This window comes from Arthrobacter sp. Leaf337 (assembly GCF_001423745.1).
Taxonomy (GTDB): Bacteria; Actinomycetota; Actinomycetes; order Actinomycetales; family Micrococcaceae; genus Arthrobacter.
The window spans coordinates 263,166-283,977 of the sequence record NZ_LMPC01000001.1 but is presented as its reverse complement, the minus strand read 5'-3'; the positions used below and the strand labels follow the sequence as shown (position 1 = coordinate 283,977).

Sequence of the window (20,812 nt, the reverse complement as noted above, 5' to 3'; positions counted from 1 at the left end):
GTGTTAATCCGAACCTTTATGTTGTGTGTCGGGCTTCGCCGCGTGGGGTCCGGCGGTGTCTGGGGTTGTTGCCAGCGAATCTGAGGGCACCTGAGAGTCAGTGGTGGCCGCAGTGCTGAGGGCCTCCACTTGAACCCGCAGGATAGCCACTTCCTCGGCCAGGGTCCGTGTCTCGTCTTCGACGACTGAGATTTCCCACGAGAGGTGGAGGCACACGCCCAGCAGCATGAGGATGCTCATGGCGAAGAGCAGGTTGGAAGGCAGCTGGACGCCGACGAACTCCGCCACGATGTTGAGCAGGCGGGGAAAGGCAGCAAGGACAAGTGTGGCGACGCCGACGATCAGCCAGAGGGCGGCGTACTTTTCCCGGAGTTTCTTCCGGCGGAGCATTTCGACAACAAGGCCAACAATGGCCAAGGCAAGCAGGAAGGCAGCAATGTTTCCCATGCTTTAGGCTCCCGATGCTTGCGGAGCTGGTACAGCCAGATGGGACCGTTTCCGGGTCAGGGCAAACAACAGGGCGAACACCGATCTTCCGAGGTATATGGCGGCCTTGGCCGGATTGTGGCTGGGCTTTCCGCCCTGCCGGGCACGCATTTCCACGGGCACCTGCGTCACGGTGCAACCGGAGCGGATAGCGACCACGAGGGAGTCGATGGTGTCGCCCAGGTATTCGGCCGGATAGTGGTCAAGGTATTGGTCAACGGCGCGTACGTTGGCGGCGCGGAATCCGCTGGTCACATCGGTGAGGCGGGTCTTGGCCAGCCCGGAAATTACCTTGGCGAGCAGCTGCATGGCCCACTTCCGCGGGCCCGTGACCTTGTAGTCCCCGCGGTCCGCGAACCGTGCGCCGATTGAGATGTCTGCATGGGCAAGTCCTGCGAGGACTTCGTCGATGCTCCGCGGGTCGTGCTGGCCGTCGGAATCCACCTGGATCACTTGGCGGTAGCCGCAGCGGCGTGCGTACTTGAAGCCTGCCCGCATGGCGCCGCCGACGCCAAGATTGAAAGGAAGGTTAAGCACCGTTGCACCGGCCTCGGCGGCAACGGCTGCAGTGTTGTCGGTGGATCCGTCGTTGACGACTAGGACGTCGTACCGGGAGTCTGTGTTCAGCACTTCCCGCACGGTATTACCGACGGCTTCCGATTCATTCCAGGCAGGCATGATGACCAGAACGCGCGGATTGGGGGTGGATTCCATGGTGTCCAAACTATATCAATTCCATGATTCGGGTCGGCGGCGGCGCCGCGGGGGAGAGGCCCAAGTAGTACAGCCTAAGATGGGACGGGCCCTCCGGACGTCACCCGGCGAGCCACGGAACTATCTCGGGCAGGCGGAAGGACCAGATTGAGAACAGATCCTACGGACGTCCCGGGCACCACAGGCAACGGGGAAACGAGGGTAAGTGTCTGCCTCGCGAGCTACCGGGGCGGGCGCTACATCAGGGAGCAGCTCGAATCCATCCTTGCCCAGCTCGGCCCGGACGATGAGTTGGTAATCGTAGACGACGCCTCACCTGACGACACTGTCGAGCAAATCCGGACCTTCCACGACGTACGGATCCGCCTGATTGAAGCGGCTGTGAACCAAGGTTACGTCCGGTCATTTGAACAGGCCGCCCTGGCATCGAAGGGACAATACATTCTGCTCGCCGACCAGGATGACGTCTGGGTGCCGGGCAGGCTTGACCTCATGCTTGGTGCGCTTCAGACATCAAGGGTGGTGGCGTCCAATTTCGACGTGCTCGGAGGCGGCCCCCGTCCGAACATCCCGCGGCTCCGGGGCGAGGACAGCCGGCGACATGCATCAAATATCCTCGGAATCCTTGTGGGATACCGGGCTTATTACGGCTGCGGTATGGGTTTCCGGCGCGACATGCTCTCGGTGTTCACGCCCGTTCCCCGCTACGTAAACGAGTCCCACGACCTATGGCTGGCCATCTGCGGAAACCTGGCCGGCTCCATGCGGCACTTGGACGGGTCAACGTTGCTGCGCAGGATCCACGATGACAACGCCACGCCGCGGAGCTGGCGCTCACTGCCTGTGATCCTTCGCGCACGCATCATGCTGCTCCGTTGCATCGGGCAGGCATGGCGCCGCCTTCACCGGCCGTCCTGATGCGTGCCGTCCTGATTAGGACGGCATTGCTCAACCGGTAAGCTGGCTGAATGCAGAAACTCCTTGTCACCGGCGGTGCCGGCTTCATCGGTTCCAATTTTGTCCACTACGTTCTTGAGAACACTGATGATCACGTCACTGTCCTGGACAAGCTGACGTACGCAGGCAACCTGGAATCCCTGAGTGGGCTTCCGGAGGAGCGCTTCCGCTTCGTGCAGGGCGACATTTGCGACGCCGCACTGGTCGACACGCTCGTGGAAGAAGCCGACGTCGTGGTCCACTACGCCGCCGAGTCCCACAACGACAACTCTCTGCATGACCCGCGCCCGTTCCTGGACACGAACATCATCGGCACCTACACGCTGATCGAGGCCGCCCGGAAGCATAACAAGCGTTTCCACCACATCTCCACCGACGAGGTCTACGGCGACCTGGAACTCGATGACCCGGAACGGTTCACGGAAGAGACACCGTACAACCCCTCGAGCCCGTATTCCTCGACAAAGGCCGGCTCCGACCTGCTGGTCCGTGCCTGGGTGCGCTCCTTCGGGCTGCAGGCGACCATCAGCAACTGCTCCAACAACTACGGCCCGTACCAGCACGTGGAGAAGTTCATCCCGCGCCAGATCACCAACGTGATCGACGGGATCCGGCCCAAGCTCTACGGCAAGGGCGAGAACGTCCGCGACTGGATCCACGCCAACGACCACTCCTCGGCCGTGCTGGCCATCATCGCCAAGGGAAAAATCGGCGAGACCTACCTGATCGGCGCCGACGGCGAGAAGAACAACAAGGACGTCGTCGAGCTCATCCTCAAGCACATGGGCCAGTCCCCGGACGCCTACGACCACGTCGTGGACCGCCCCGGCCACGACCTGCGCTACGCCATCGACTCCGCCAAGCTCCGCGACGAGCTCGGCTGGGAACCGAAATTCTCCAACTTCGACGCCGGCATCGAAGACACCATCGCCTGGTACCGCGAGAACGAAAACTGGTGGCGCCCGCAGAAGGCCCAGACCGAAGCCAAGTACAAGGAACAGGGCCAGTAGACGATGTCGATCGAGTTCTCCAAGAAGCTGACCGCGCACGAAACCCCGATCCCCGGCGTCGTTCTCTACGACCTGCCGGTCCACGGTGACAACCGAGGCTGGTTCAAGGAAAACTGGCAGCGGGAGAAAATGGTGGCCCTCGGGCTGCCGGACTTCCGCCCGGTGCAGAACAACATTTCGTTCAACGAAAAAGCCGGCACCACCCGCGGCATCCACGCCGAACCGTGGGACAAGTTCATTTCCGTGGCCACCGGCAAGATCTTCGGCGCCTGGGTGGACCTCCGCGAAGGGCCGTCCTTTGGGGCCGTCTTCACAACTGAACTGGACCCGAGCCAGGCAATCTTCATCCCCCGCGGCGTGGGCAACGCCTTCCAGACTCTGGAAGACAACACCGCCTACACCTACCTGGTTAACGACCACTGGTCCGCGGACGCCCAGGGGCAGTACACGTTCCTGAACCTCGCGGACGAGACGGCCGGAATCGCCTGGCCCGTCCCGCTGGAGGAGGCTGAGCTTTCCGACAAGGACAAGGCCCACCCCCGCCTCGCGGACGTCGTGCCGATGCCGGCGAAGAAGACCCTCGTGGTCGGTGCCGACGGTCAGCTCGGCAAAGCACTGCGGGAACTGTACGACGGCGACGCGACCGTCGAGTTCGCCGGCCGCGCCGGATTCGATCTGGGCAGCGAAGCTTCCTTCACGGAGCGGAACTGGAAGAACTACTCAACCATCATCAACGCCGCCGCCTACACGGCCGTCGACACCGCGGAAACCGCGGAAGGCCGGGCAGCTGCCTGGGCCGTCAACGTCGCCGCCGTTTCACGGCTGGCCCGCACCGCCGTCGAACATGACCTCACTCTGGTCCATGTCTCCTCGGACTACGTCTTTGACGGCGTACGCGAGAGCCACGACGAAACTGAGCCCTTCACACCGCTGGGCGTCTACGGCCAGACCAAGGCGGCCGGCGACGCCGTCGTCAGCGTGGTTCCCCGCCACTACATCGTGCGGACCAGCTGGGTCATCGGTGAAGGCAACAACTTCGTCCGCACCATGGCATCCCTTGCCGGCCGCGGCATCGAACCGTCCGTGGTCAACGACCAGATCGGCCGGCTCAGCTTCACCGAAGACATCGCTGCAGGCATCCAGCACCTCCTGGAGTCGGGCGCCGACTACGGCACCTACAACCTGAGCAATGACGGCGAACCGCAGTCGTGGGCCGACATCGCCGCGGACGTGTACGAGCTCTCGGGACAGCCGCGCACCGCTGTTACCGGTGTCAGCACCGAAGAGTACTTCAAAGGCAAGGCCGCCGCGCCCCGGCCGCTGAACAGCGTGTTGGACCTGACCAAAATCAAGAACTCGGGTTTCAAGCCGAGGCCTTCCCGGGACGTTCTGGAAACGTACCTCGGCCGTCGGACGGCCGCGGAATAGCGGTCCGATCCATGCGCTTCGATTCGACGACCTTCGGTGTGGTCGCCCTGGCGGCGTACCAGCCGGACTGGGAACTGTTCAGGACCCAGCTTCGATCCATCCAGAACCAGACACACTCGCAGTTCCAATGCCTCATTTCGGCGGACGGCGGCTTCGCCGAAGTTCGTGACTTCGTGGACCGTGAACTCGGCGGCGACGAGCGGTTTCGGGTTCTCGGGTTCGAGGACAGGCTTGGGTTCTACGGCAACTTCGAACGCGTCCTGCAGCATGTTCCTGCCGAAGCAGCATGGGTCGCGTTGTCGGACCAGGACGACTCCTGGTATCCGTCGAAGATTGAATCGATGCTGCCGCATTTGAACGACGTCAGCCTTGTGGCCGCGCAGGCACGCGTTGTCCGGCTGCCCGCCAACGAGGTGGTGACCGAATCAACGCAGCGCAAAAATGTCGGTCTGGATGCGCTCCTTGCCCAGAACCAGGTGACAGGAAGCCTTTGCGTTTTCCGCCGGGACCTTCTTGACCTGGCGCTGCCATTCCCCCGTTTGAACACCATCTCGCAGGTACATGACCACTGGCTGGCCGTCTGCGCCAAAGCAACCGGCGGTGCGCTCGTTGTCGAAGACGTTGTCCAGGACTATGTCCAGCACGGCGGCAATGTCCTCGGCGAGGTCGGCGGCCGGAAGAGCATCGCCAAGTCCTTCGAACATGTAACTGCCCTTTCCCGGAAATTTCAGGGGAGCAGCAGCCCGCTCGCCATGCTCAGGACGGCCAACGACCTGAGCTTCGGATGGCGACGGGTCATGGCTGATGCCCTGCGGGAACGCGTTGCTGCGGGCACTCCCGGACTGGAGAGTGGCGTGGCTGTATTCGAAACAGGCCACGGCTGGGTGCCTACCTCGCGTGCGCTTGTCTCGGGCCTGCGAAGCGGCGACATTGCCTTGCCGTGCTTCGTCGAGTTTGTAGCCGGCGTTCCGGTTGAACTCTTCACTAAGGGGCGCCGGAAGTAACTGCCGGCCTAGTGTGGCTGTTCCGCGGTTGGGACCGGCGGTTGGACGAGGTGCTTGAGGCTGTCACGGACCACCATGATCTGGTAGCCGGCGACGACAAGTTCGGCGAGGCCGACCGCCCAGGCGACGCCGGGGGCGCCGTAGAAGATGCCGAGGATGAACATCATCGGAACATTGAAGGCTGCGCCGATGGCTGTCGACTTCGCCAGGGCGGCTCCCTTGCCAAGCGGAATGAGGCAGGCGAGTCCCACCACCTGGGCCACAATGACGCCAGCCAGGATCAGTCCAAAGGGGATGCTGAGGCTATAGTCGATAGTGATGACTCCGCTGGAGAACAGCGGGCTCGCCCATGGGGTGAGGAGCGCCAGGAGGACTCCGGCAAGCAGGCCGACTATCGGGGCAATCCTGGCCACGGTGCGGATCCGATGGGAGCTTTTGGCCGGTCCGGCCTCCGGAATCCACCCCTGAATCACCTGGAGGATGGGACCGAACCCGGCGACAGCAAAGCGGAAAAGCTTGTCCGCCAGGGCGTATTGGGGGAGTGCGGCAGCAACCACTTGGCCCACCGCGAGCAGCGGCAGGTTGCTGTTGAGGCTTCCCGTGCCCGCTGCGATCACGCCGTATTTCTGGTCGCGGAGGCGTTTCATGGCGGGGACGATGCGGAGATCCGCCTTCACGGGATGCCCTGCGCGTGAGAGTGCGCCGCCCGCGCCAATGACGACTGCCAGCAGGTTGAAGACCAGCAGTGCCAGCACAAATATGACCGGCTGTGGGAAGAACTGGATCAGCACAACGCCGGCCACGATGCCCAGCCCCTGGGGGAGCACGTCACAGAGGAACAGCTTCCACGGTTTTGCCTGGCCGATGAAGAACCACGAGGCACCGACGAACGGCAGAACGTAGGCCACTGACGCCAGGGCTGCCACCGGGGGATCGATTTTGCCCATCAGCAGCATTACGAAGTACATCACGGGCGCGGCGAACAGGAAGAGATAGGCCCTGCTGACCAGGGAGTCGAGGAACATTTGTGGGCGCTCCCGCTCGGGGAGTGATGCCACGAGGGCGGCCCCGACGGTTCCCCAGCCGAAGGCGACAGCGATCCCGAAAATTGCTGCCGTGGCCTGGGCCAATGCCAGTTCGCCCCAGGTCTCCTTGCCCAACGTGGAAATAACGAACGGGATGGCGAGCAGATTGATGACGGTAGAGAACACGAGCGATGTTGCGAAACCGCCAAAACGGCGGAACAAAGCGGGTGCAGCTTTCGAAGCCACGCGAGATCTCCGATCCTATGGGTCCAAGCATGTGGCCCATGCGAGTCGGCTTTAGGCCAGTTTGAATCCTACCTCGCGTGCTGCGGCGCCCAGGAACCGTGCCGCTCCAACCCCCCGTCTCAGTACGAGATGTTTTTGCAGCCCAGCAGCGAGTTGCCGGTGGTGAACGGCGAGGCCGCGATGGCGTACGTGCAGATTCGGTAGTTGCCGCGCTGGCTAATTGCCTTCTTAGCCGTGTACCCGTGGTTGCCGCTGATCCCGAGTATCTGGTTCACGTCCGGCCGCGGCTGGTTGGCCATCACCGCGAAGTTGGTGGTGCTTCCGTCCGGCGCTGTGACATAGGTGTGAACGCTCAGGGATTCCGTCGGCACGTCGCGGTCCACGGTCCAGCCTGCAGCAACGACAGAGGCAACGCCATTAACCGTTTCGATCCCCACCGAGTCCAGGTAGCCGATCGGGCTGGCGCTGAAGCCGGCGTCGATATAGCCGCAGCCGAGGAGGGGGTTGCCGGGGGAGACCGGGCTGAGGGCTATGGCGTAGGTGCACACCCTGTACTTGCCGGGACCTTTGATGGGGAGGTCGGCTTCATAGCCGTGATCGCCCGGCACGCCGAGAACCTTGTTGACGTCAGCGCGGGGCTTTGACGCCGTGAACTCATGCAGTGTGCTGGTGCCGTCGGGTGCCAGGACGTAGGCGTGCACCGGGATCTGGGCGGAAGTGTTCCCGTAGTCGATCGCCCACCCGCGGACGCTGAGGGATGCCTGGGTGCTGGTCTTCTTGACGCTGACCGCATCGAGGGTGCCTACGGGCGTCGTGCCCGGAGCGATGCTAACGGACCGGCAGCCAAGTTCCGAGTGGAGGTAAAGGCCGATCGCATAGGCGCAGAGCTTGTAGTTGCCCGCCTTCTTGATGTCGATATTGGTTTCGAAACCGTGGTTGGAGCCGACGGAATATATCCGGTCCACATCCGGCCGCGAAGTATTTGCAGGGATCTTGTAGAGCGTGCTGCTCCCGTCCGGGCCGTAGAGGTAGGCATGAACTTCGGCGGTAACCGAGGGACGGCTCATGTCCACGGCCCAGCCCCGTACCTTCAGCGACTCCTTGTCCGGAGACCGCTGTTCGGACACTTCGTCCAGGCTGCCGATTGGCGGTTCGGCACCGTCCACCGTGAGCGACTTGCAGCCTATGCCGGGGTTGATGAACTTGCCGATGGCGTAGACACAGATGGTGTATTTTCCGGAAACCTTAATCGGAATCTGGTTGTCGAAGCCGTGGTAATCGCCCAGACCGAGAACCTGATTGACGTCGGGCCGGTACGTTGTTGCCGGGAACTCATACAGGGTCTTCGTCCCGTTCGGTGCCGTCACGTAGGCATGCACTTCCGTGGTGGCGCCCGGCAATGCCCGGTCCAGTGCCCACCCCCGAATCTTCAGGGCGGTAGTGGTGCCGGTGCGCTCGATCGTAGCCGTGTCGAACGAGCCTTGAGGCCGCGTGCCCGTGAACAGCGAAAGGGAAGCATAGTCGCCGTTCCAGACGTTCGAATCGCCGGCGAAGGGTCCTGTGCTGCTGTACTGCCACATGCTGTAGGTGTCCCAGCTGGACGGAACCGGTCCGGCATCGTTCGTGGCGGAACTCGGGTAGGCGGCGATCCACAGCGGGTAATCGGCGAAACCTGCCGCGTCTGCCGTGCACTGTTTCCACCATGAGGTATTGGTATAAATCATGGGGAGCCGCCCGGTCAGGGCCAGCATGGTGTTGCCGAAGTCCCGCACCCAGCTGGTCAGCTGCGCCGGTGACATTCCGTAGCAGGTGTTGCCAAAGTAGAACCCGTTGATGGTCCGTCCCTCATAAGGGTTGAATTCGAAATCCAGGACGGGAGGGAGGGTGTAGCCGTCGGGGCTCCAGCCGCCGCCGTTCTGAACGAAGTAACGGGCCTGGTCGGCCCCTGAGGACCAGTTCGGGATGGCGAAGTGATAGGCGCCGCGGATCATACCGACGTTCCGCGAGCCGTTGTACTGGGAGCTGTACGAGGGGTTGGTGTAGTAGTTCCCCTCGGATGCTTTGACGTAGGCGAACCTGACACCCATGTTCCATTGCTGCAGCCAGTCAACGCTGGACTGGTAGGCGCTGACGTCCAGTCCCTTGACGCCGAACGTCGGGGACCACGTGCCCTGGGTTTCGAGTGATTGCGTCGTCAATGACTTGGTGCCCTGCAACAGTTTGGCGGAGCCTGTGACGCGTGCGGACCGCTGGCCCATCTCCGCCCCTCCGGGACCGACGGCCGTCGCCATGGCTGCGCGGCCGGCGTCTGAGTTCGGGTCCGGAACAGTGGCGGTGGGTTCTGCTGTGGTGCCCGATTCGGCAGTGGCGACGGCGGGGGCGGGCGACGCTGCCTGTGTCCCGACCGCCGCCGGAGCGGGAGATGCAATAGAAGAAGCCGCCGGTGCCGGCGATGCGGTTTCCGTAGGAGCGGCCGAGGTTGCCGTCGGTTCCGGTTCAACGGCGTTGGCCGGAACGGCAAGCCCCGGACCCGTCAGCAAGGCCATAGCCAGCAGTAGCGACCCCAACCGGATGCAATGGTTGGGTGGGAAGGGTGCTGGGTTCCGCTTCATTTTTCGCTCCGGAATAATGACATGCCCCGAAGAACAGGTCATAGATCGCATCTACAGCTGAATCCCGCAGGAAGAACCGAACTGTGAGATATGTCTGACTTAACGCGCCTACCATAACACCAGTGTGCATGGAGCGACTAGTGATTCTGGTGTTACCAATGTGAATCAGATTTCACGCGAATTGTCGCTTTATCCACAGCTTTGCTGATGTGACTTGGCTGACATGTGCAAGTCCCTTAGCTTTAACGCAGTTGTACTGCCTCAGTCGGGGGCGGCAGTCGTATTGGGGAACTCATGGATGCTGTTCGAATTGTGGAGGACGAGGTCCGCGAACTGATCCGGCGCCGCGGCCTTGACCCGCTTCGGCAGGCCGGCGAGGTCAGACGCCTGGTCGAAGCGGCGGTCAGCGACTATGACGAGCGTGCGCTCATGGGACCGCTTCCGCCGATCGGCCCCTTGGACACCGCCCGCCGGCACGTTTACGACGCCGTCGCAGGTTTCGGCGCGTTGCAGCCCCTGCTGGATGACCCCGCCATCGAAGAAATTTGGATCAACGCACCGAGCGAAATTTACGTGGCGCGGAACGGCGAATCTGAACTCACGTCCCTTAGTCTCTCGGATCAGCAGGTCCGGGACCTTGTGGAACGTATGCTGAAAAGCTCAGGCCGCCGCCTCGATATGTCCTCGCCGTTCGTGGATGCCGCCCTCCCGGACGGATCCCGGCTACACGTTGTTATCCCGGATGTCACGCGGCGCCACTGGGCGGTCAACATCCGAAAGTTTGTGGTCAAGGCAAGCCGGCTCGACCACCTCGTGGAGCTCGGCACCCTTACTCCCCAGTCGGCCCGGTTCCTGGGTGCCGCAGTAGCCAGCGGGCTCAACATACTGGTGTCGGGGGCTACGCAAGCCGGGAAAACCACCATGCTGAACTGCCTGGCTGCCAGCATTGGGGCACGTGAGCGAGTCATCACGGTCGAGGAAATCTTTGAACTGCAGTTTCCCTTGCGTGATGTTGTCGGATTGCAGTGCCGGCAGCCGAACCTTGAGGGGGAAGGAGAGATCCCGCTGCGAAGGCTTGTCAAGGAAGCGCTGAGGATGCGGCCGGACCGCCTGGTTGTTGGCGAAGTCCGCGAGGCGGAAAGCCTGGATATGCTCATCGCGCTCAACTCCGGTATGCCCGGCATGTGTACTGTGCATGCGAACTCCGCGCACGACGCCGTTACCAAGCTGTGCACTCTTCCGCTGCTGGCCGGTGACAACATCTCCAGTGCGTTCGTAGTGCCGACGGTCGCCTCATGCATTGATCTGGTGGTCCACTGCAGCCGCCATGCGAGCGGCCGCCGCCAGGTGACGGAGATCCTCTCCCTTGGCAGGCGGGTTGAGAATGGCATCATCGAGTCGTCGATGGTTTTCTCGATGGTCGACGGCCAGCTGCAGCCCAGGGCCAACTCCATGCCCGCCGTCGAGAAGTTCGCCGCTGCGGGATTCGACGTTGCGGCACTGCTGGAGGTTCGCTGATGGCCCCCGTGCTGGGCGTGGTTCTCGGTGCAGGCCTGTTCCTTATCTGGTGGTCGGCATGGGAACAGCCCCAGTCCGTCAAACGCACTCCCCGCTCCAGTCGGCTCAGGGACCTGCTGCGGGCAGCAGGAATCGAAAACGTCTCCGGGCTGGGTTTGGTAGCTACGTGTCTTGGCCTCGGGGCATTCGTCAGTCTGGTGTTCTTCGCCGTGACCAGGTCCTGGCCCATCTCTGCCTGCTTCGGCCTGTTTGGCGGCTGGCTCCCGATGGCAGTTGTCAGGTGGCGCGCCCGTAAACGCACGGCGACACTGCGTCAGCTCTGGCCGGATGTTGTTGACCACCTTCGTTCCGCAATCAGGGCAGGGTTGTCCCTGCCGGAGGCGCTGATCCAACTGGGTGACAAGGGTCCCGAGGAACTGCGGCACGTCTTTCGTGATTTTGGATCCGACTACCGCGCCGGCGGCCAGTTCGATCCGGCCCTCAACAGGCTCAAAGAACGGCTTGCTGATCCCGTCGCGGATCGGATTGTCGAAGCCCTGAGGCTCACGCGCGAAGTGGGCGGCTCCGACCTGGGCCGGCTGTTGGGAACCCTGGGCGAATTCCTGCGGGAAAGCGCACGGACCAGAAGCGAGCTCGAAGCCCGGCAGTCCTGGACGGTGAATGCGGCCCGGCTTGCAGTGGCTGCTCCGTGGATTGTCATGGTCCTGCTGGCCACCAGACCCGAAGCGGTCGCCGCCTACAACACGGCGATGGGGGCTGCGGTGCTCCTCGGCGGGCTGGTCGTGTCCGCCATCTGCTACTCCGTCATGCTGCGCATCGGGGCCCTTCCCGAGGACGAGCGGGTGCTCAGATGACGTCGCCCGCGGCCGCTGCCGTGATCTACGGTCTCCTGCTCGGAGCCGGACTCTGGCTTCTGGTTGTACGGCTGCCATTCATGCGGCCCATGAGCTTTTCGGAGCGCATTGAACCGCAACTCAAGTCCCAGAACCTGGAGTCCAGGCTGCTCATGGCCCCTGCGGACAACCTCACGCCCTTCGGTCCCCTCGAACGCATCCTGCGCCCGATGCTGAAAGACGCGCACTCGTTCCTCACCCGGTTCAACCTGGGGTCCTCGGCGTTGAGCCGCAGGCTGGCGCAGGCAGGAATCCGCAAGTCTGTCGTCGACTTCAGGGCAGAGCAGCTGCTGTGGGCTGTCCTGGCGTTCGTCGTTGCCACGGGCCTGGTGCTAGTCGGAGTGGCCGCAGGACAGTTCAATCCGTTCCTCGCTGTTGTGGTCATCCTCGGCAGCGCCCTTGGCGGATTCCTGTTCAGGGACTACTGGCTTGGCGCCCAGATCAGCAGGCGGGAAAAGCGGATGATGGCCGAGTTCCCGAGCCTCGCCGAGCTGATGGCACTTGCCGTTAGCGCTGGCGAAAGTGCCTCGGGCGCCCTGGACAGGGTCTGCAGGACATCGCATGGCGAACTCGCCGGCGAATTTGAGCTGGTCCTTGGGGAAACCCGGGCCGGAAAACCGCTGGTCGAAGCGTTGCAGCGGTTCTCGGCACGGACCGACCTGGGGCCTTTGGTGCGATTCGTTGACGGGATCATCGTGGCAGTGGAGCGGGGGACACCCCTTGCTGATGTCCTCAGGGCCCAGGCGCAGGATGTTCGCGACACCGCCAAACGTGAGCTGATGGAATCGGCCGGAAAGAAGGAGATCGCCATGATGGTCCCGCTGGTTTTTGGCATACTCCCGTTGACGGTCATCTTTGCCGTGTTTCCCGGCCTCGCCGCCATCAGCCTCGGACTATGACTGAATCAAAATCGCCCGGATCGCCGGACAAGAACTCCAGCCCGAACCCACAGAATGGAATCTCGATGAAACACCTAGGAATCCGCGCCCTGGCCCTCATCCACCCCATCGTCCTGCTGCTCCGGACAGCGGCAGCGTTCGTCGAGAACAGCAGCCGTGGGCCTGCCCGGGGCGCGGACCATCCGGAACGAGGGGACGTACCGGGCTGGGTAATGATCACGTTGATGTCGGCAGTGCTCGTGGCTGCACTGCTGGCCCTGGCCGGACCTGCCCTCGAAGGGCTGTTCAACCAGGCCATGAACAAGGTCGGAAACTAGCAGATGCCCCCGGCGGTCGCGGCGGCGGACGATCCGGCTTGCCGGACATCGGAGAACCCGGCTGATCGCGATGCTACGTCCCCGCGGGAACGTGGCTCCGCCGTTGTGGACTTCGTTCTAGTCGGCGGGCTTCTCACGATGTTCTTCCTGGCAATCATCCAGCTGACGCTGGTGCTGCATGTCCGCAACACGCTGATCGACGCTGCGGCTTCGGGGGCCAGATACGGCACGCTCGCCGACCGGAACGCGGCCGACGCGAGGGACCGCACCAGCGAGCTCATCGGAATGGCGCTCAACGCGGACTTCGCTAAAGACGTGACCACCTCGGAGGTCACCTATCAGGGAATCCGCGCCCTCGAAGTCACGGTCAGGGCGCCGTTGCCGGTGATCGGGCTGATCGGTCCCCGGGAGGCTCTGGAGGTGAGAGGCCATGCTGCCGTCCAGCCGTAGGACCGCGGCCAGGCTGATCTTGGCCGGGAGCGGGGAAGCCTTGCCCGGGAGCGGGGAAGCCACCTCTGACGAGCGCGGGAGCGCCGTCGTCGAATTCACCTTCCTCGCCCTTCTCCTGATGGTGCCCCTCGTGTATTTCATCATTACCGTGGGGCAGATCCAGGGCGGCGCCTTCGCTGTCGTCGGCGCGGCCGACCAGGCAGCCAAGGTGTATGTTGCCCAGCCCGACGCAGAAAGCGGCCGTCTTGCAGCCGAGCAGGCCGTCATGCTTGCCCTGGCGGACTACGGACACACGGCGGACAACGCGAGCATGGACGCGAGCTGCCAGCCCTCGGACTGCCTCGCCCCGGGCTCGACCGTCACCGTCACCGTCCACCTCACAGTGCCGCTGCCTTTTGTACCGTTCAGCGACTCGATGCAGCTCAATGCAAGCCGGCTAGACGCCTCCGCCACGCAGATTGTGGGGCGATTCCGATAGCGTCCCAACACCGTGACACTGAACCAAGCCGGGAAGACGGGCAGATGATGGTCCTGATCATCGGCTACGTGCTTCTGGCGCTCCTGGTAACCACCGCAGTCATGGCGGCCTCTTCGCTCTACCTTGAACACAAGAAGCTGCTGTCCGCGGCAGACGGGGCATCGGTGGCAGCGGCCGACAGCTACACGCTGGGCCAGGTCGAGACAGGCGGAGGTAGCCCGTCCGCGGTCCTCAACGGCGGGCGGGTGCGCAGCGTCGCCGCTGACTACCTAAGCCGGAACGGCGCCTTTGCCAGGTTCGACGGCCTAGCCGTCGCGCCGGACACCGGGAGCCCCGACGGTTCTACCGCCGTCGTTGTGCTGAGCGCTGAGGTGCATCCTCCAATCGTGAACTTCCTCATTCCGGACGGGATCAGGATTGAGGCCACCTCCACAGCGCGCTCCCGACTGGTCCGGTAGCGCCGCAGAGCCGGTGCCGGGCGGCTAGGAACCATAGCGTAGGCTTTAACAACCATGGCTCAAATAGATTTTTCCGCAGAAATCCGCGCTTTGCGCGCCACCTACACCTCCATCGAAAACGTCTCGAATGTCGAGGAGCTGAAGGAAGACATCGCTGAACTGAGCGAGCGCGCAGGCGAGCCCAACCTCTGGGACGACCCGGCGGCTGCACAGAAGATCACCTCCAGGCTCTCCCACCGGCAGAGCGAACTCGAACGGCTCAACAAGCTCGTTTCCCGGATTGACGACCTGGAGGTCCTGGTGGAACTCGGCCAGGACGAGGACGACGCCGATTCCATGGGCGAGGCGGCCGCCGAGCTCGAGTCCATCCGGAAGTCCCTGAAGGACCTTGAAGTGGTGACGCTGCTGTCCGGCGAATTCGACGAACGCGAAGCAGTGGTCACCATCCGTGCCGGCGCCGGCGGAGTTGATGCCGCGGACTTCGCCGAAATGCTGCTCCGGATGTACCTGCGCTGGGCGGAACGCCACGGCTACCCGACCACCATTATGGACACCTCCTACGCCGAGGAAGCCGGGCTAAAGTCGGCCACCTTCGAGGTCAACGCACCCTATGCTTACGGCACGCTCAGCGTGGAAGCCGGCACCCACCGCCTGGTCCGGATCAGCCCCTTCGACAACCAGGGCCGCCGCCAGACGTCGTTCGCGGCCGTGGAAGTGATTCCGCTGATCGAGCAGACGGACTCCATCGAGATCCCGGACAACGAAATCCGCGTGGATGTCTTCCGTTCCTCCGGCCCCGGCGGCCAGTCCGTAAACACCACGGACTCGGCGGTGCGCCTGACGCACATCCCCACCGGCACCGTGGTCTCGATGCAGAACGAGAAGTCCCAGTTGCAGAACCGTGCGGCGGCCCTCCGCGTGCTGCAGTCCCGGCTCCTGCTGCTCAAGAAGGAGCAGGAAGACGCGGAAAAGAAGGCCTTCGCCGGCGACGTCAAGGCCTCATGGGGCGACCAGATGCGCTCCTACGTCCTGAACCCCTACCAGATGGTCAAGGACCTCCGGACCGAGCACGAAGTGGGCAACACCTCCGCAGTGTTCGACGGCGAAATCGACGACTTCATCGACGCCGGCATCCGCTGGCGGACAGATAACCGCAACGCCGCCAACTAGGGTCGGGACCGGCGGGGGTGCTCCATTCGGTGGCTGAAATCCTGCGACACGCCAGGTAACTCCAGCTTTTCTGCAGGTGCCGGTGCGTATAGTCGAGGAGCCGGAGCTCTACTTCCCCCAAAAGAAAGCCCGTGCACCGGCTGCAGTACGGGGCTCCATAAGCCATGTCCTGCAGGGTTCTTAGGGCAATGATCCGTTTCGAGAATGTCACCAAGGTCTACGACCAGAAAGCCCGGCCTGCGCTGGACTCTGTCAACCTTGAAATTGACCGTGGTGAGTTTGCGTTCCTTGTGGGCGCCTCCGGTTCCGGCAAATCAACCTTCCTCCGACTGGTGCTTAAGGAAGACCGGGCCACGTCCGGCGCCGTGTATGTCGCCGGCCAGAATGTGGCGAACATTTCAAGCTGGCGTGTTCCGCGGCTGCGCCGCGGGATCGGCGTCGTATTCCAGGACTTCCGGCTCCTTCCGCAAAAAAACGTCTTCGCGAACGTCGCCTTCGCCATGCAGGTCATCGGCAAGAGCCGCAGCATCATCCGGGACACTGTTCCCGAAGTACTCAAGACGGTGGGCCTGGAAGGCAAGGAGCACCGCATGCCGCACGAGCTCTCCGGCGGTGAACAGCAGCGTGTGGCGATCGCCCGTGCCGTGGTCAACCGCCCGGGGATCCTCCTGGCGGATGAGCCCACCGGAAACCTTGACCCCACGACGTCGATGGGAATTATGGGCGTCCTGGACAAGATCAACCAGAACGGCACCACAGTGGTTATGGCAACGCACGACGACGACATCGTCAATGAGATGCGCAAACGTGTGGTGGAACTAAGGAACGGTATCGTCATCCGCGACGAAGCACGGGCACTGTACACGTCGATGATGCCGGTTGTGGGGCAGTCCCGCCGTTTCAAAGACGCCAGCGGACGCCCGGACGGGTCTGCAGCGGACCCGGGTGACGGGCCAGTTTCCTCCCAGCCGGGGGAGGAACTGTGAGGCTGGCTTTCATCCTCAGCGAGATCGGCAGCGGCCTGAGGCGCAACCTGTCCATGGTGGTCTCGGTCATCCTGGTCACCTTCGTGTCGCTGACCTTCGTCGGCGCCGCCGGCATGCTGCAGCTCCAGATCAACCAGATGAAGGGCTACTGGTACGACAAGGTCCAGGTGGCAATCTTCCTCTGCGGTGACGGCTCGACGGCGGCTGGCTGCGCCACCGGGACAGCCACGCCGGAGCAGCAGGAAAACCTGCGCACCCTGCTGGAATCACCCGCCGTGGCCCAGTACATCAACGACTTCCAGTTTGAGTCCAAGGACGACGCCTACAAGCACTTCAAGGAGCAGTTCTCCAACTCACCGATCGTTGACTCGGTGACACCCGACCAGCTGCCTGCCTCCTTCCGGATCAACATGAAGGATCCGGAGAAATACCAGATCATCAGTGAGACCTTCTCCTCGCAGCCCGGCGTTGAGACGGTCATCGACCAACGCCAGGTCCTGGAACGGCTCTTCTCGGTGATGAACGCGGCTTCCCTGGTCGCCGTCATCATCGCCGGCGTGATGATCGTCTGCGCCATCCTGCTCATCGCCACCACCATCCGGCTGTCCGCCTTCAGCAGGCGCCGGGAGACCGGAATCATGCGGCTGGTGGGCGCCTCCAAGACCGTGATTCAGCTGCCGTTCATCCTCGAAGGCGTCATCGCCGCCGTGATCGGAGCGGCGCTGGCCTCGGGCACGCTCTGGGCCGTGGCCCATTTCTTCCTCGGCGAATACATGTCAAAGCAGTATCCGGACACGGCGTTCATCTCGCCGGCGCAGACCCTGATCCTGGCTCCGGCACTGCTCGGCCTGGGCGCAACTTTGGCTGGAATTTCGTCTCTCTTGACCTTACGTAGATATTTGCGGGTCTAGGCTGTGCATACCAACGAAGGAATGACCATGACAGATCTGGACCGCAAGGCCCGCCGGCGCCGGACCGCGGGACGGGGAAGCCGCATCATCAGCGCTGCCCTCGCACTGCTCCTGGCCGCGAGCCTGGGCGCCTCCACCCCTGTGGCCTTCGCGGACGAATTGGAAGACAAGCAGGCGGCGCTGGAAGCCGAGGCAGCCCGGGTGCAGCAGTCCCTCGAGTTTGTGGATGCCAAGATTGCCAAGGCAGCCGGCGACCTGGTGATCTACCAGGGCCAGCTCCCGGCCGCACAGCAGGCATTGCTCGAAGCCCAGGGCCGGGTTGCGAGTGCCGTCAAGGAAGTCGAGGCACTGGCTGCGCGGGTGGATCTGGCGCAGCAGAACAAGGCCAAGATCACGCAGCAGCTCGAGACCGACAAGAAGAAGATCGCCGACACCAAGAAACTCATCGGTCAGATCGCCACCCAGGCCTACAAGTCCGGCGGGGTTCCCTCGAACCTCACGCTCTTCTTTGGCTCCAAGGGCGGCGGCAGCCTGACGGACACCATGGACCTGGCAGACCAGGCCATGCGGAGCCAGAACTCCGCCATGGACAAGCTCTCCCAGCAGAACGCAACGAACGTCAATTCGGAGGCGCGGCTGCAGGCGGTTGAGGCGGAGATCAAGGACCTCAAGGCCAAGGCGGATGCCGCGCTGGCCCGGGAAAAGGCCGCCCGGGATGAAGCCGCCGCCAAGAAGGAGCAGGTGGACAAGCTGATCGCTGACACCACCCGCATCAACAACGAACTCCAGGCGGCAAAGCCGGGCATCCAAAGCCAACTCTCCAAGGTACAGGCAGCCCAGGATGCCGTGGCTGCGGAAATCGTCGAACGTGACCGGAAGCTGCGCGAAGCGTGGGAGGCCGAACAGCGCCGCATCGCCGAGGCCGCCGCCGCGGCGGCCAGGGCAGCCGGCCAGGCAGCCCAGCCCTACGTTCCGCAGGTCGGGCCGCCTTCGGCCTTCGGCCTGCGGCACCCATTCTCGGCCGACGTCCCCATCACCTCAGGTTTCGGCTGGCGTGCGACGCCGCCCGGCACGGTCGACTTCTACGGCTCCGGCGGATACATGCACACCGGCATCGACTTTGGTGCCAGCTGCGGGACCCCGGTCTACGCCCCGGCGGCCGGCACGATCGTATCCGCGGGGTGGAGCAACGACGGCGGCGGCAACAACGTGAAGATCTCGCATGGCGTTGTCCAAGGCAACTCGCTGACCACTATTTACTACCACAACAGCAGCGTGGTCGTTTCGTTGGGCCAGCAGGTCAGCCAGGGGCAGCTCATCGCCTATTCGGGAACAACGGGTAACTCAACCGGCTGCCATTCACACTTCGAGACGTGGCTCAACGGCCAGGCCGTCGATCCGATGATCCTGCTCTGACAGGCAGGCCCTGCGGCTGCCGTAGAATTAAATAGCCCCGAGCCTCAACGGTCGGGGCAACCATCCAGACCAAGAGCTGAGGAGTTCCACCGTGCCGAAAGAAAGTGGCCGTAAGGTAGTGGCCACCAACCGGAAGGCCCGGCATGACTACCACGTCCTCGACACCTACGAGGCGGGCATTGCCCTGATGGGGACAGAAGTGAAGTCCCTTCGCGAGGGCCACGCCTCCATGGTTGACGGGTTCTGCACGTTCTACAACGACGAGCTGTGGATGGAGGGAATCCATATCCCCGAATACAACCAGGGGAGTTGGACGAACCACTCCGCCCGGAGACGGCGCAAACTGTTGTTGCACCGCGAGGAACTAACCAAGATCTCGCACAAGGTCCGCGAATCAGGCTTCACCATCGTGCCGCTCCAGCTCTACTTCCTGGACGGCAAAGCGAAAGTGGAGATCGGCGTCGCCCGCGGTAAGAAGGAATACGACAAGCGGCAGACGCTCCGCGAGCAGCAGGACAAGCGCGAAGCGCTGCGCATCATGCGCGAAAAGAACCGCAGCTGAACCTGGCGGCGGAGCGGCTGCGAACGTCGGGGAATGATTCCCGGCGGCAGTGCGTTATGATAGATAGTCCGGGAAGGAACGGCGTGGATTCGGCAAAGAATCCGCAAGGAACCTGACCGGTTTGGTAACAAAATACGGGGATGATCGGTTTCGACGATGTTAGTCGCGACAGGTGAAGCGGGCCGAGGATGCAGAATTATCTCGTAAACGCTGTCTGCAAAACAATAAGTGCCAAACAAACGCGCACTGACTTCGCTCTCGCTGCCTAAGCAGTAAGACAGTCCGTCAGCCCGGGATTGCTATCGTCCCGGATCCTGGCGTCATTAAGATAGCCACTGCTGTTTACCTTCGTCATTGGGGTGAATGGGACTCTTAAATGACTGGGCCCGGATCAGCTACTCGTTTGCAGGATAGCTGGGGCCGAGAAAATCCGACGCAAACTGCGCCCGGAGAAGCCCTGACAACACGACATCGGACGGGGGTTCAATTCCCCCCATCTCCACCATCGGGACAGCGGCAACGCGGTCCCACCCCGTGCAAAAGGCCGGAAGCGTAAGCTTCCGGCCTTTTGTTTTCGGCACCGATCTGGCATTCTCCAGCGGCCGTCCGCGGCCCCGGGTCAGCGCTTCTTGATGTGCGCGACGGGGTCCACGTGGGTGTCCAGCTCATGCTTGGACTTCTTTTCGGCCCTCTTTTGCTTGATGGACTTGTCCGACTTCTTGGTAACCTGCCGGTGCGGCGATTTGTCAGGCATGTCGCCCTCCCTAACGTCGGGGCCCTCGAATAGGCCCCGTGCTTGTAAGGTACGCCTGTTTTGTCCCGAATGTAACTGGTCAGGAACCCGGCACTTCAACGTCGACGATGCCGACGAACCGGCTCCCGATGCCCTCGTATTCGCTACGGACCAGACCCGGCAGGACCGGGGGCAGGTCCGACGGCGCGTGATGGACGCAGCAGACGTACGTGAACGGCGGCCACCATTTCTTGGGCCGGGCGGCTTCCGAGAAACCGCAGACCGCGCAGGTCAGCTGGACCCAGACTGGCCGCTTGCCGGTCCGGTTTGCCTTGGACTGGACGAGCCAGGCCGGGGGATTGTCCAGGAGTTCGGACAGTTCGCCGTCCGACAGCCTGGCGGGGATACCGTGACGGTGTGCCATTTCCAGCGGGATGTCGAGGATTTGAGCTGCTTCACGTCGCGTAACCATCGTTTAACGATACGGGATGCGGAGCCGCTCCACGTTCACGACGGCGGGACTCCGGCGCAGAGGCCGG

Annotated in this window: 22 protein-coding genes and 1 other RNA gene; 17 read left to right on the top strand and 6 right to left on the bottom strand. The window is 63.0% G+C overall.

The features are described 5' to 3' along the window. Positions 1-3: 3 nt before the first annotated feature. Both ASF98_RS01290 and ASF98_RS01285 read right to left on the bottom strand, forming a co-directional pair. Complete coding sequence (locus ASF98_RS01290) at positions 4-447, bottom strand: DUF2304 domain-containing protein (RefSeq protein WP_055796398.1); 444 nt, start codon at positions 445-447, stop codon at positions 4-6. Positions 448-450: 3 nt separating this feature from the next. After that, on the bottom strand, positions 451-1,200 hold the full coding sequence (locus tag ASF98_RS01285; RefSeq protein WP_043437974.1) for a glycosyltransferase family 2 protein: 750 nt from the start codon (positions 1,198-1,200) through the stop codon (positions 451-453). A 147-nt stretch (positions 1,201-1,347) separates the two neighbouring features. On the opposite strand from ASF98_RS01285, the gene ASF98_RS01280 reads away from it, so the two are divergent. From ASF98_RS01280 to ASF98_RS01265, 4 genes are read left to right on the top strand one after another with little or no spacing between them, the layout of a single operon-like run. Continuing rightward, a complete protein-coding gene (locus ASF98_RS01280; RefSeq protein ID WP_055796395.1) occupies positions 1,348-2,118 on the top strand; it encodes a glycosyltransferase in 771 nt (256 codons plus the stop codon). A gap of 50 nt (positions 2,119-2,168) precedes the next feature. Then, complete coding sequence (gene rfbB / locus ASF98_RS01275; protein WP_055796392.1) at positions 2,169-3,167, top strand: dTDP-glucose 4,6-dehydratase; 999 nt, start codon at positions 2,169-2,171, stop codon at positions 3,165-3,167. A 3-nt stretch (positions 3,168-3,170) separates the two neighbouring features. Next, complete coding sequence (locus ASF98_RS01270) at positions 3,171-4,595, top strand: sugar nucleotide-binding protein (RefSeq protein WP_055796389.1); 1,425 nt, start codon at positions 3,171-3,173, stop codon at positions 4,593-4,595. Positions 4,596-4,606: 11 nt separating this feature from the next. After that, entirely contained in the window at positions 4,607-5,599 is a 993-nt protein-coding gene (locus ASF98_RS01265) for a glycosyltransferase (RefSeq protein WP_055796386.1), read from the top strand. 8 nt (positions 5,600-5,607) lie between these two features. Here the strand turns inward: ASF98_RS01265 and ASF98_RS01260 are convergent, their stop codons facing one another. Together ASF98_RS01260 and ASF98_RS01255 are read right to left on the bottom strand one after the other, a co-directional pair. Next, on the bottom strand, positions 5,608-6,870 hold the full coding sequence (locus ASF98_RS01260) for a lipopolysaccharide biosynthesis protein (protein ID WP_156372237.1): 1,263 nt from the start codon (positions 6,868-6,870) through the stop codon (positions 5,608-5,610). A 119-nt stretch (positions 6,871-6,989) separates the two neighbouring features. Beyond that, positions 6,990-9,416 carry a GH25 family lysozyme gene (locus ASF98_RS01255; RefSeq protein ID WP_442854021.1) on the bottom strand — a complete coding sequence of 809 codons (2,427 nt, stop codon included), beginning with the start codon at positions 9,414-9,416 and terminating at the stop codon, positions 6,990-6,992. 360 nt (positions 9,417-9,776) lie between these two features. On the opposite strand from ASF98_RS01255, the gene ASF98_RS01250 reads away from it, so the two are divergent. From ASF98_RS01250 to ssrA, 13 genes are all read left to right on the top strand, one after another. Further along, positions 9,777-11,000 carry a CpaF family protein gene (locus tag ASF98_RS01250; RefSeq protein WP_055796378.1) on the top strand — a complete coding sequence of 408 codons (1,224 nt, stop codon included), beginning with the start codon at positions 9,777-9,779 and terminating at the stop codon, positions 10,998-11,000. Continuing rightward, complete coding sequence (locus ASF98_RS01245; RefSeq protein ID WP_055796375.1) at positions 11,000-11,854, top strand: type II secretion system F family protein; 855 nt, start codon at positions 11,000-11,002, stop codon at positions 11,852-11,854. The genes ASF98_RS01250 and ASF98_RS01245 overlap by 1 nt, the downstream gene beginning before the upstream one ends. Further along, entirely contained in the window at positions 11,851-12,792 is a 942-nt protein-coding gene (locus ASF98_RS01240; RefSeq protein ID WP_055796372.1) for a type II secretion system F family protein, read from the top strand. The genes ASF98_RS01245 and ASF98_RS01240 overlap by 4 nt, the downstream gene beginning before the upstream one ends. Positions 12,793-12,857: 65 nt before the next feature. Further along, positions 12,858-13,109: a hypothetical protein gene (locus ASF98_RS01235; RefSeq protein WP_055796368.1), complete on the top strand. Its 252-nt coding sequence runs from the start codon at positions 12,858-12,860 to the stop codon at positions 13,107-13,109. 105 nt (positions 13,110-13,214) lie between these two features. Continuing rightward, a complete protein-coding gene (locus ASF98_RS01230; protein ID WP_055797244.1) occupies positions 13,215-13,559 on the top strand; it encodes a TadE family protein in 345 nt (114 codons plus the stop codon). After that, positions 13,540-14,037 carry a hypothetical protein gene (locus ASF98_RS01225; protein ID WP_082506661.1) on the top strand — a complete coding sequence of 166 codons (498 nt, stop codon included), beginning with the start codon at positions 13,540-13,542 and terminating at the stop codon, positions 14,035-14,037. The genes ASF98_RS01230 and ASF98_RS01225 overlap by 20 nt, the downstream gene beginning before the upstream one ends. A gap of 44 nt (positions 14,038-14,081) precedes the next feature. After that, entirely contained in the window at positions 14,082-14,495 is a 414-nt protein-coding gene (locus tag ASF98_RS01220) for a pilus assembly protein TadG-related protein (protein ID WP_055796364.1), read from the top strand. 54 nt (positions 14,496-14,549) lie between these two features. Beyond that, on the top strand, positions 14,550-15,665 hold the full coding sequence (prfB, locus tag ASF98_RS01215) for a peptide chain release factor 2 (RefSeq protein WP_055796362.1): 1,116 nt from the start codon (positions 14,550-14,552) through the stop codon (positions 15,663-15,665). 188 nt (positions 15,666-15,853) lie between these two features. Further along, complete coding sequence (gene ftsE / locus ASF98_RS01210) at positions 15,854-16,651, top strand: cell division ATP-binding protein FtsE (RefSeq protein ID WP_055796358.1); 798 nt, start codon at positions 15,854-15,856, stop codon at positions 16,649-16,651. Further along, positions 16,648-17,562, top strand: a complete 915-nt coding sequence (gene ftsX, locus ASF98_RS01205; protein ID WP_028270151.1) for a permease-like cell division protein FtsX — start codon at positions 16,648-16,650, stop codon at positions 17,560-17,562. The genes ftsE and ftsX overlap by 4 nt, the downstream gene beginning before the upstream one ends. Before the next feature lie 27 nt (positions 17,563-17,589). Next, positions 17,590-18,978 (top strand): M23 family metallopeptidase, encoded by a 1,389-nt coding sequence (locus ASF98_RS01200; RefSeq protein WP_055796355.1) that lies wholly within the window; start codon positions 17,590-17,592, stop codon positions 18,976-18,978. Positions 18,979-19,069: 91 nt separating this feature from the next. Further along, positions 19,070-19,540 carry an SsrA-binding protein SmpB gene (smpB, locus tag ASF98_RS01195; protein WP_055796353.1) on the top strand — a complete coding sequence of 157 codons (471 nt, stop codon included), beginning with the start codon at positions 19,070-19,072 and terminating at the stop codon, positions 19,538-19,540. 136 nt (positions 19,541-19,676) lie between these two features. Next, positions 19,677-20,045: a transfer-messenger RNA gene (ssrA, locus tag ASF98_RS23550) on the top strand. Between the two features lie 114 nt (positions 20,046-20,159). On the opposite strand, the gene ASF98_RS24980 is transcribed toward ssrA, so the two are convergent. Both ASF98_RS24980 and ASF98_RS01190 read right to left on the bottom strand, forming a co-directional pair. Beyond that, entirely contained in the window at positions 20,160-20,294 is a 135-nt protein-coding gene (locus ASF98_RS24980) for a hypothetical protein (protein WP_268760395.1), read from the bottom strand. Positions 20,295-20,373: 79 nt separating this feature from the next. Beyond that, on the bottom strand, positions 20,374-20,745 hold the full coding sequence (locus ASF98_RS01190) for a hypothetical protein (protein ID WP_055796350.1): 372 nt from the start codon (positions 20,743-20,745) through the stop codon (positions 20,374-20,376). Positions 20,746-20,812 lie beyond the last annotated feature (67 nt).

What these genes read in the sequence shown, in the direction of transcription:
- ASF98_RS01200 (WP_055796355.1), top strand. Translation starts at nt 17,590, where the DNA reads ATGACAGATCTGGACCGCAAGGCCCGCCGGCGCCGGACCGCGGGACGG.
- ASF98_RS01250 (WP_055796378.1), top strand. Translation starts at nt 9,777, where the DNA reads ATGGATGCTGTTCGAATTGTGGAGGACGAGGTCCGCGAACTGATCCGG.
- ASF98_RS01245 (WP_055796375.1), top strand. Translation starts at nt 11,000, where the DNA reads ATGGCCCCCGTGCTGGGCGTGGTTCTCGGTGCAGGCCTGTTCCTTATC.
- ASF98_RS01285 (WP_043437974.1), bottom strand. Translation starts at nt 1,200, where the DNA reads ATGGAATCCACCCCCAATCCGCGCGTTCTGGTCATCATGCCTGCCTGG.
- ASF98_RS01220 (WP_055796364.1), top strand. Translation starts at nt 14,082, where the DNA reads ATGATGGTCCTGATCATCGGCTACGTGCTTCTGGCGCTCCTGGTAACC.
- ASF98_RS01240 (WP_055796372.1), top strand. Translation starts at nt 11,851, where the DNA reads ATGACGTCGCCCGCGGCCGCTGCCGTGATCTACGGTCTCCTGCTCGGA.
- rfbB (WP_055796392.1), top strand. Translation starts at nt 2,169, where the DNA reads ATGCAGAAACTCCTTGTCACCGGCGGTGCCGGCTTCATCGGTTCCAAT.
- ftsE (WP_055796358.1), top strand. Translation starts at nt 15,854, where the DNA reads ATGATCCGTTTCGAGAATGTCACCAAGGTCTACGACCAGAAAGCCCGG.
- ASF98_RS24980 (WP_268760395.1), bottom strand. Translation starts at nt 20,294, where the DNA reads ATGCCTGACAAATCGCCGCACCGGCAGGTTACCAAGAAGTCGGACAAG.
- ASF98_RS01235 (WP_055796368.1), top strand. Translation starts at nt 12,858, where the DNA reads ATGAAACACCTAGGAATCCGCGCCCTGGCCCTCATCCACCCCATCGTC.
- ASF98_RS01255 (WP_442854021.1), bottom strand. Translation starts at nt 9,416, where the DNA reads ATGGCCTTGCTGACGGGTCCGGGGCTTGCCGTTCCGGCCAACGCCGTT.
- ASF98_RS01290 (WP_055796398.1), bottom strand. Translation starts at nt 447, where the DNA reads ATGGGAAACATTGCTGCCTTCCTGCTTGCCTTGGCCATTGTTGGCCTT.
- prfB (WP_055796362.1), top strand. Translation starts at nt 14,550, where the DNA reads ATGGCTCAAATAGATTTTTCCGCAGAAATCCGCGCTTTGCGCGCCACC.
- ASF98_RS01225 (WP_082506661.1), top strand. Translation starts at nt 13,540, where the DNA reads ATGCTGCCGTCCAGCCGTAGGACCGCGGCCAGGCTGATCTTGGCCGGG.
- ASF98_RS01190 (WP_055796350.1), bottom strand. Translation starts at nt 20,745, where the DNA reads ATGGTTACGCGACGTGAAGCAGCTCAAATCCTCGACATCCCGCTGGAA.
- ASF98_RS01265 (WP_055796386.1), top strand. Translation starts at nt 4,607, where the DNA reads ATGCGCTTCGATTCGACGACCTTCGGTGTGGTCGCCCTGGCGGCGTAC.
- ASF98_RS01270 (WP_055796389.1), top strand. Translation starts at nt 3,171, where the DNA reads ATGTCGATCGAGTTCTCCAAGAAGCTGACCGCGCACGAAACCCCGATC.